The sequence below is a fragment of the Lentzea sp. NPDC004782 genome (assembly GCF_040609115.1).
GTDB lineage: Bacteria > Actinomycetota > Actinomycetes > Mycobacteriales > Pseudonocardiaceae > Lentzea.
In genome coordinates this window covers 143240-151272 of sequence record NZ_JBEXJN010000022.1, presented here as the reverse complement: position 1 = coordinate 151272, position 8033 = coordinate 143240, and the positions used below count along the sequence as shown (strand labels likewise).

Sequence of the window (8033 nt, the reverse complement as noted above, 5' to 3'; positions counted from 1 at the left end):
GCGGCCACTTCGCGTTGACGTGCTTCACCGCCGACGAGGGCACCGCCACGCCGGACGCCGAGCTGTACCGGCATCAGGCCTCGCCGGTGTCGGTGTCGCAGTACTTGAGCGGCGCGCCCTTCTCCTCCTGCAGGCACACCTCCAGGTACACCTTGACGCCCTCGGGGATGTTGATGTCGTCCGGGTAGGTGTTGCAGTTCAACCGCGGGTCCTGGTGATGACCCGAGTGGTGCCACAACTTGTACTCGTGGGTGACACCTCGGTAGGTGTAGGTGAGGCGGCCGCGCACACCGAGGTCGTCGTAGTCGCGGTCGCAGATGCCGAAGTGCTCGCCGTAGGCCTTGAACCAGGCCATGCCGCCCTTGGTGCCGGGGTCGTCGGTGTAGACCTCGATGTCCTTGGCGGCGTGGGCGGCCGGCGTCATCGACAGCGCGGTGCCCACGGCGATCGCCGCCGCCGCAGCGATTCGTCCCATTCTCATTCTGGTTTCCCTCTCGGTGTTTCCGGCGACGACATCGCCGGGATGAGGCCGTCGCCCGAGCCCAACCCCAGAGGGCTCGCCGCGACGGTCATGACTGCGCTCAGGAGGTCGACGGTGTCGAGCCCGGCGCGGAGCACGGAGAACTCGGCCGGCGCGCGGCCCATCGCGCTGTGGAGCGCGGGATGCACGGCGTCCGGCCGGAGTGATGGGAGCTGCACGCGCGGGAGCTGCGCTGATGGCGCTCACCGCGGGCATCACACCCGATGATCGCGAGTCTCACCGCGACGTCAGCTGGTCACCGGGGTGGTAGGTCTGCTTTGCCATGGCGCCTCCATGAGTGGTCTTCCCTGTCGCACCGAATGGTGGACAGAGCCACTTCCGTGAGGCTTCGGTTTCGCTTCGGTCTTACGGGGTGACGCCGGCCTGCTGGAGGTAGAGCACGCCGAGCGCGATGACGGTCAGAGCGCTCAGCACGCCGACGGCGACGAGTTCGAACGCCGACTCGCGCTTGGGCCGGACCTCGCACGAGCTCGACTCGCGCGAGCTGGGCACCGCGACCGGCCGGGGCTTGGTCGCCGGGCGCCGCGGCATGACACGGGGACCCGAACGGAGGGGACGTCCCGCTGCGACGTCCGCGTCCTCAACGACGCGCAACCGCTTCTCGACGAGCACCGCCATGACGCCCTCCACCGCAGGTCAGCCATCATGATCGAACAGGGGTTCGATCGAACGTCCGTGCGAATTTCTACCAGACCGCCACTCCGGACGCCACAACACGCGCCCAAATACCTCGAACAGGTGTTTGATCTGTGCAGCAAACACGACTACCGTCGACCACGAAGATCGACGGAGTGCCGGAATCCCATTCGAACTGGGGGCGGCGAGGAGGACAGCGACCGTGGCAGGCAAGACGATCGACCCGGACCCCGCTCTCGTGGAGACAGAGGTAAGCGAGATCGCGGGAAACGCCGGCCTGACTTTGCGGCAGCGCAAGGTGCTCGACGTGATCCGCGACTGGGTCGACCGCTTCGGCTACCCGCCGAGCGTGCGGGAGATCGGCGAGGCCGTCGGCCTCACGTCGACCTCCTCGGTCGCGTACCAGCTGCGCGCGCTGGAGCGGAAGGGCTTCCTGCGCCGCGACCCGAACCGCCCTCGCGCGGTCGGCATGCTGCCGGCCGAGATCGACCCCGGTCTCGACCCGATGTCCAAGCCGACCCCCGCGTACGTGCCGATGGTCGGCCGGATCGCGGCCGGTGGCCCGATCCTGGCGGAGGAGTCGATCGAGGACGTGTTCCCGCTGCCACGCGAGATCGTCGGCGAGGGTGAGCTGTTCCTGCTGCGCGTCGTCGGTGACTCGATGATCGACGCCGCCATCACCGACGGCGACTGGGTCGTCATCCGCAAGCAGCCGACCGCCGACCAGGGCGAGATCGTCGCCGCCATGATCGACGGCGAGGCGACCGTCAAGACGTTCAAGCGCAAGGACGGCCACGTGTGGCTGATGCCGCACAACCCGGCCTACCAGCCGATCAACGGTGACGAGGCCACCATCCTCGGCAAGGTCGTGACCGTGCTCAGGCGTCTCCCCTAGCTCGTTTCTTCTTCTCGAAGAAGTCGAGCCACTTCTTCCTCGTGGCCTCCATGTCCACGACGACGAAGCTGAAGAACTGCCCCATGTCCTTGAGGCGCGCACCCACCGGCGTGCCGAGACCGAAGATCTCGGCACCGTCCAGTGCGGTGTGCGCCCAAACGGAGTTGCGCTGGGCGCTGGACAGCCACGCCCGGTACCAGATCTCGTCGTCGAGGAAGTAGCGGACCCGCTTGCCGTCGCGCTCGCTGCGCAACAGGCCCTGCTCCTGCAGGTAGGTCGTCGACCGCGAGATCGTGCCGGGACTGACCGACAACCGCAGCACCAGCTCGGTCGCCGACAGGCTGCCCTTGTCGGTCATGAAGATCTCGGCGAGGATCCGCGCCGCCGTCAGCGTCAGTCCGGTCTGCCGGAACACCCCGACCAGCCTGAGGTGGAACTCCTGCACCTTGCCGGGGCTGCGGTCGAACGAGTAGACCTCCTCGTCGACGTCCAGGTCGTCCACCGCGGGCATCCGGCGCATCGCCCGCCGGCTCGCCGCCCGGTGCGCGGCCCCCGGCCGGTAGTTGTTGTGGCCGCCGTTGCGGACTACCTCCCGCTGGATCGTCGAGGCCGGTCTTTGCAACCGCCTCCCGATTTCGGAGTAACCCAGCCCGTCCCAGAGCAACTGGGCGATGAGCTGCCGTTCTTCTTCATCCAGCCGCTTACCAGGCATTACGCCATCGTGCCCTGCCCTTCAAGCCATTGCAATGAGTCTTTTGACTTCGTCCGCAAACGTTTTTTGCTTGCAGTGAGGAGAAAGACGTCGTTGCAACGGGCAGGCCAGCCAATATCCGATATATCAGCTGCCGGACGGCAGGGGTCAGGCGCGGCGGCGCAGGCGAAGCCCGATGAGCAGGGCCACGACGAGGGCGATGCCGCCGACGGTGAGGGCCAGGGGCCAGTTCTGCCAGGAGTTCGACGTGGTCGACGGTGGTGCGGCCTGCGGTTGGCCGGTCGCCGGGGGTGGCGGGGCCGTGGTGGTCGGGGCCGCCGGCCGGGCCAGAGCCGCGGCGCCTGGCACCGCGCGGATGGGGGTGCCGACGCCTTCCGAGCCGGAGAGCAGGGTGCCGTCCGGGTCGAACGCGATGGCCTCGCCTTGGGGTTCGTTCGGCAAGGGCACGCGGACCGGGTCGCCGGCCAGGGCCTTGAGGACGTCACCGTCGGGGACCGGGTAGAGGTAGGCGTCGGTGTAGGTGCGCAGGGCGATCACCGAACCGTCGGCGGTGGAGGCGGCGCCGGTCACCAGGCGTGAGTCGAGGTTGCCTTCCAGCGGGCCGCCCGGGGTGTCGGTCGCCGCCAGCGACACGCGCGCCACCTGCTCCAACGGGACTGATATATCGGTTCGGAGCGGGGCTGCCGGGCGATATACCAGTGCGGAGCCGAGCGGTTCCTTGGTGATGATGTACGGGACGCCGGCCTTGTCGATGAGCAGGGCCTCGGCGTCGTGCTTGCCGTCCGGGTAGGTGAGGCGGAACCGCTCCACGGCACCCGAAGGTGAGACCTCGTGCAGGGCGACCGTGGAGCGGGACCTGTTGTTGTCGCCGGTGTCGGACGCCCAGAGGGTGCCGTCCGGGGTCATCGCCAGGTCCTCGACGTCGAAGGGGTCGATGGACGCGGTGATCGTGCGTTGCACGACGCAGTCGCGGCCCATGACCTGAATGCGCAGCGTGCCGTTGTCGCTGTCGTCGACGCCGTAGAACCGCTTGCCGTCGGACGTGAGCCCGGAGAGCTCCTGCATGGCTACCGGGCACACGTCCACCGGCGGAGGCGGGATCAAGCAGGCGTTCCGTTGGTCGCGAACTCCTCGAGCAGGCCCGCGAGGTCCGGGCGCACGCGGGCGCTGAGCAGCGTGCCCACTTCCGTGTGCTTCTCGGACAGCACCTCGCCGTCGCGGTGCACGCGGGCGACGACCTCGCCGCGCGCGTACGGGACGAGAGCCTCGACCACGACCTCGGGGCGTGGCATCAGCTCGGCGATGCGGACCTTCAGCTCCTCGATGCCGAGGCCCGAGTGCGCCGACACGAACGACGCGTCCGGGAACAGGTGCCGCAGCCGGGCCAGGCCCAGGTCGCCCACCGCGTCGATCTTGTTCACGACGAGCAGCTCGCGCGGCATCGGCGTGCCGGACTCCTCGTTGATCTCGGCGAGAACCTCGCGCACCGCCTTGACCTGCGACTCCGGCATGCCGTCGGAGCCGTCGACCACGTGCACGAGCAGGTCGGCCTGACCGACCTCCTCCAGCGTCGAGCGGAACGCCTCGACCAGTTGGTGCGGCAGGTGCCGGACGAAGCCGACGGTGTCCGTCAGCGTGTACGGCAGGCCTTCCGGCGTCAGCGCGCGGCGGGTCGTCGGGTCGAGGGTGGCGAACAGCGCGTCCTCCACCAGGACGCCGGCGTCGGTCAGCGCGTTGAGCAACGAGGACTTGCCCGCGTTCGTGTAGCCCGCGATGGCCACGCTCGGGATCTCGTTCGCGACGCGGCGGCTGCGCTTGGTCTCGCGGATCACCTTGATCGCGGCGAGCTCGCGGCGCAGTTTGGCGATGCGGTCGCGAATGCGCCGGCGGTCGGTCTCGATCTTGGTTTCACCGGGACCGCGCAGACCCACGCCGCCGTTGCCGCCACCGGCACGACCACCGGCCTGCCGCGACAACGTCTCACCCCAGCCGCGCAGGCGCGGCATCAGGTACTGCAGCTGGGCCAGCTCGACCTGAGCCTTGCCCTCCTTGGACCGCGCGTGCTGCGCGAAGATGTCCAGGATGAGCGCGGTCCGGTCGATGACCTTGACCTTCAGCCGCTCCTCCAGCTGACGCAGCTGGCCCGGCGAGAGCTCACCGTCGCAGATCACCGTGTCGGCGCCGGTCGCCTGCACCACGTCGCGCAGCTCGGCCACCTTGCCGGAGCCGATGTACGTCGCGGGGTCCGGCTTGTCGCGCCGCTGCACCACGCCTTCGAGCACCTCGGAACCTGCGGTCTCGGCGAGGCGGGCGAGTTCGGCGAGGGAGGCGTCGGAGTCCGCGGCCGTGCCCTCGGTCCACACCCCGACGAGCACGACCCGCTCCAGGCGAAGCTGCCGGTACTCGACCTCGGTGATGTCCTCGAGCTCGGTGGACAACCCGGCGACACGGCGCAGTGCGGCGCGTTCGGCGAGTTCGTAGTCACCTGTCGAGAAGTCTTCCTCTTCCCACGCGGCGTCGAACTCTGTGCTCTGGATGTTTTCCGTCATTTGCCCTTCATCGTCCCATGGACCGTCAGTCCCCCGGATACACCGCGAGGTAGATCGCCACACGGGGAACTTCCGGCCTGACCGGTTGCGCGGCCAGCTCATCCATCAACGACGCGAGCCGCTGTTTTAGTTCCTCCGGGTCGACGGTGACGACCAGGCGGCTCTGATCCACGTCACTGAGCCCGATGTCGGCAACCTCGCCGAGGAAAGCGTGCAGCATCGCCTCGCCGACGGCGACCGCATTTTCGCTGTTGTCGAGCTGCCAGGAAAGCCCTGTCGACCGATAGGGGATTTCTTTCGCTCCCCGGTTGCCCGCGCGCGGCGGCATCGCTTCGAGGAAGCCGGCGGCCACGAGCTTGCGGACGTGGTGCAGCGTCGTGGCCGGATCCTTGCCGAGCCGCTGCGCCAGCTCCTTGTTGGTGAGCGGCCGGTCGAACGTCAACCGGATGATCCGAAGCCGCAGGTCAGAGCTGAGGGCTGCGGCTTCTTCCGCGGTCGCGGGCCGTCGCTTGCTGGAGAGTGCCACGCTCGCAGTCTAAGTGATTGACACTTTCCAATCACTCGGCGCAGACTCCTCGGCATGGCGCTTTGGGGGCACCCCGACTTCCGCAGGCTCTGGCTGGGCGACACGATCAGCCAGTTCGGCGCGAGCATCGGCTCGACGGTGATCCCGCTGCTCGCGGCGGGTGTGCTGAACGCGACACCGTTCGAGATGGGGCTGCTGGCCGCGGCGAGCATGATGGCGTTCCTGGTGATCGGGCTGCCCGCGGGCGTGTGGGTCGACCGGATGCGCCGCAAGCCGTTGATGATCGCGATGGACGTCGTCCGCGCCACCCTGATGCTGAGTGTGCCCGTCGCGTGGTGGCTGGGCCTGCTCGGCCTGCCGCAGCTGATCGTCGTGAGCCTCGCGGTGGGTGTGTGCACGGTGTTCTTCGACGTCGCCTACCAGTCGTACCTGCCGTCACTCGTCGGACGCGGCCAGCTCCTCGAGGGCAACTCGAAGCTGCAGGCCAGCCTGCAGGTCGCGGAGGCGTCGGGACCGGCCGTCGGTGGCTACGCCGCACAGTTCCTCGGCGCGGCCAACGGTGTTCTCGCGACCGGGCTGGGCTACCTGAGCTCGGCGTTCTTCCTGGTCCGGATCAAGACCGTCGAACCGGCGCCGGAACGGCACGCGGACCCGCACCTGCGGCGTGAGATCGCGGAGGGGCTGCGGTTCGTCTTCGGCAACGTCACGCTGCGCAGGATCGTGGCCTGCACGGGAACCTCGAACTTCTTCCACGGCGTCCAGAGCGCCGTCATGATCCTCTTCCTGCTGGACGTCGCCCGGCTGAGCGAGGGCACGGCCGGTCTGCTGCTCAGCGCGGGCGGTATCGGCGGTGTGATCGGCGCGGGGCTGGCGCATCGGATCGGCCTGCTGGTCGGCCAGGCCAGGATGATCTGGCTCATCCCGCTGCTGACCTGGCCTTTCGCCCTGCTGCTGCCGTTCGCCTCGGCTGGCTGGGGCCTGGTGCTCCCGATGATCGGACAGGCGGTGACCGTGTCCGGGATCGTCGTCTACAACATCGGCCAGGTGAGCTACCGGCAGGCGATCTGCCCCGACCACCTGCTGGGCCGGATGAACGCCTCGATTCGCTGGGTGGTGTGGGGCTCGACGCCGCTGGGCGCGCTGCTGGGCGGCGGGCTCGGCTCATGGATCGGGATCGTCCCGACGCTCTGGGTGGCGCTCACCGGCTCGGTGGGCGGCATGGCGTGGGTGCTGCTCTCACCGTTGCGGACGATGCGTGACCTGCCGTCCGCGGCTAGCGTCGACGCCCATGGCTGATACGCGGGTTGTGCGGGACGGTCTCCACTTCGGCGAGGGACCGCGACGCGGCCCAGACGGTCGCCTCTACTACTCCGACTTCTACGCGGGCGACGTGCACGCACTCGACCTGACGACGGGTGCCGACGAGGTCGTCGTCGCCTTCGACGGCCAGCCGTCCGGGCTCGGGTGGCTGCCCGACGGACGGCTGCTCGTCGTGTCGATGCTCGACCGCACCGTGCGCCGCCTCGAAGGCGACAGCCTCGTCCCACACGCTGATATATCGGATATCGCCACGTTCCACGCGAACGACATGCTCGTCGACGACGAGGGCCGCGCGTACGTCGGCAACTTCGGCTTCGACCTGCACGGCCTCATCGACGAGGTCGGCATCCCGCGGCTGCTGGACCCGGACTTCGACCCGCAGGGCGCCGCGCTCGCCCTCGTCCAGCCCGACGGGTCCGTCAGCGTCGCCGCCGAGGACCTCAAGTTCCCGAACGGCATGGCCCTGCTGCCCGACCCGACGGGCGCGTCCGAGAGCGGCAATATATTGGTTGTCGCCGAGACCATTGCATTCAAACTCACTTCGTTTTCGGTCGACCGCAACGGATCGTTGCAAAACCGCAGGGTGTGGGCCGATGTGAAGGAGTTCGGCATCGCGCCGGACGGGATCGCCGGGGATGGCGACGCGGTGTGGGTGGCGCCGGCATTGCAGGCGGCGGTGTTCCGGGTGACCGAGGGCGGCAAGATCACACACCGGGTGGAGACGACGCAGACCTGCTTCGCCGTCGCGGTCGTCGACGACCATCTGGTGTGCCTGACGGCGCCGGACTCGAACCCGAGCGTGGTCAAGCCGGAGAGGCTCGGGAAGGTCGAGGTCTACGAGCTGAGCTGATATC

The 8033-nt window shown here is 68.6% G+C and carries 9 protein-coding genes and 2 pseudogenes; 3 read left to right on the top strand and 8 right to left on the bottom strand.

The genetic code is table 11. The features are described from left to right. Positions 1 to 73: 73 nt before the first annotated feature. The 3 genes from ABZV40_RS21710 to ABZV40_RS21700 all read right to left on the bottom strand — a co-directional run bounded on the left by ABZV40_RS21710 (position 74) and on the right by ABZV40_RS21700 (position 1159). Positions 74 to 475 (bottom strand): hypothetical protein, encoded by a 402-nt coding sequence (locus ABZV40_RS21710; RefSeq protein ID WP_355444197.1) that lies wholly within the window; start codon positions 473 to 475, stop codon positions 74 to 76. Positions 476 to 477: 2 nt separating this feature from the next. After that, a complete protein-coding gene (locus tag ABZV40_RS21705) occupies positions 478 to 699 on the bottom strand; it encodes a hypothetical protein (RefSeq protein ID WP_355444194.1) in 222 nt (73 codons plus the stop codon). A 187-nt stretch (positions 700 to 886) separates the two neighbouring features. Next, on the bottom strand, positions 887 to 1159 hold the full coding sequence (locus tag ABZV40_RS21700) for a hypothetical protein (protein WP_355444190.1): 273 nt from the start codon (positions 1157 to 1159) through the stop codon (positions 887 to 889). A gap of 256 nt (positions 1160 to 1415) precedes the next feature. On the opposite strand from ABZV40_RS21700, the gene lexA reads away from it, so the two are divergent. Beyond that, positions 1416 to 2072: a transcriptional repressor LexA gene (gene lexA, locus ABZV40_RS21695; protein ID WP_035908887.1), complete on the top strand. Its 657-nt coding sequence runs from the start codon at positions 1416 to 1418 to the stop codon at positions 2070 to 2072. On the opposite strand, the pseudogene ABZV40_RS21690 reads toward lexA, so the two are convergent. The 5 genes and pseudogenes from ABZV40_RS21690 to ABZV40_RS21670 all read right to left on the bottom strand — a co-directional run. Beyond that, positions 2056 to 2463 (bottom strand): annotated as a pseudogene (locus ABZV40_RS21690) (MarR family transcriptional regulator); the annotation flags it as partial. The gene lexA and the pseudogene ABZV40_RS21690 sit on opposite strands and share 17 nt — an antisense overlap. Positions 2464 to 2598: 135 nt before the next feature. Further along, positions 2599 to 2784: pseudogene (locus ABZV40_RS21685) on the bottom strand (helix-turn-helix domain-containing protein); the annotation flags it as partial. A gap of 147 nt (positions 2785 to 2931) precedes the next feature. Further along, the gene (locus tag ABZV40_RS21680) at positions 2932 to 3888 is read right to left on the bottom strand and encodes a hypothetical protein (protein ID WP_355444187.1); all 957 of its coding nucleotides are present in this window, start codon (positions 3886 to 3888) and stop codon (positions 2932 to 2934) included. After that, the gene (gene hflX / locus ABZV40_RS21675; protein WP_355444184.1) at positions 3885 to 5333 is read right to left on the bottom strand and encodes a GTPase HflX; all 1449 of its coding nucleotides are present in this window, start codon (positions 5331 to 5333) and stop codon (positions 3885 to 3887) included. Before hflX ends, ABZV40_RS21680 begins: the two co-directional genes overlap by 4 nt. A 25-nt stretch (positions 5334 to 5358) precedes the next feature. Beyond that, positions 5359 to 5859 carry a helix-turn-helix domain-containing protein gene (locus ABZV40_RS21670; RefSeq protein ID WP_355444181.1) on the bottom strand — a complete coding sequence of 167 codons (501 nt, stop codon included), beginning with the start codon at positions 5857 to 5859 and terminating at the stop codon, positions 5359 to 5361. Between the two features lie 54 nt (positions 5860 to 5913). On the opposite strand from ABZV40_RS21670, the gene ABZV40_RS21665 reads away from it, so the two are divergent. Both ABZV40_RS21665 and ABZV40_RS21660 read left to right on the top strand, forming a co-directional pair. Beyond that, positions 5914 to 7155 (top strand): MFS transporter, encoded by a 1242-nt coding sequence (locus ABZV40_RS21665; RefSeq protein ID WP_355444178.1) that lies wholly within the window; start codon positions 5914 to 5916, stop codon positions 7153 to 7155. Then, entirely contained in the window at positions 7148 to 8029 is an 882-nt protein-coding gene (locus ABZV40_RS21660; RefSeq protein ID WP_355444175.1) for an SMP-30/gluconolactonase/LRE family protein, read from the top strand. The genes ABZV40_RS21665 and ABZV40_RS21660 overlap by 8 nt, the downstream gene beginning before the upstream one ends. Positions 8030 to 8033: the final 4 nt, after the last annotated feature.

Coding starts and splice junctions, on each gene's coding strand:
- ABZV40_RS21700 (WP_355444190.1), bottom strand. CDS start 1,159: ATGGCGGTGCTCGTCGAGAAGCGGTTGCGCGTCGTTGAGGACGCGGAC.
- ABZV40_RS21665 (WP_355444178.1), top strand. CDS start 5,914: ATGGCGCTTTGGGGGCACCCCGACTTCCGCAGGCTCTGGCTGGGCGAC.
- hflX (WP_355444184.1), bottom strand. CDS start 5,333: ATGACGGAAAACATCCAGAGCACAGAGTTCGACGCCGCGTGGGAAGAG.
- ABZV40_RS21660 (WP_355444175.1), top strand. CDS start 7,148: ATGGCTGATACGCGGGTTGTGCGGGACGGTCTCCACTTCGGCGAGGGA.
- ABZV40_RS21710 (WP_355444197.1), bottom strand. CDS start 475: ATGGGACGAATCGCTGCGGCGGCGGCGATCGCCGTGGGCACCGCGCTG.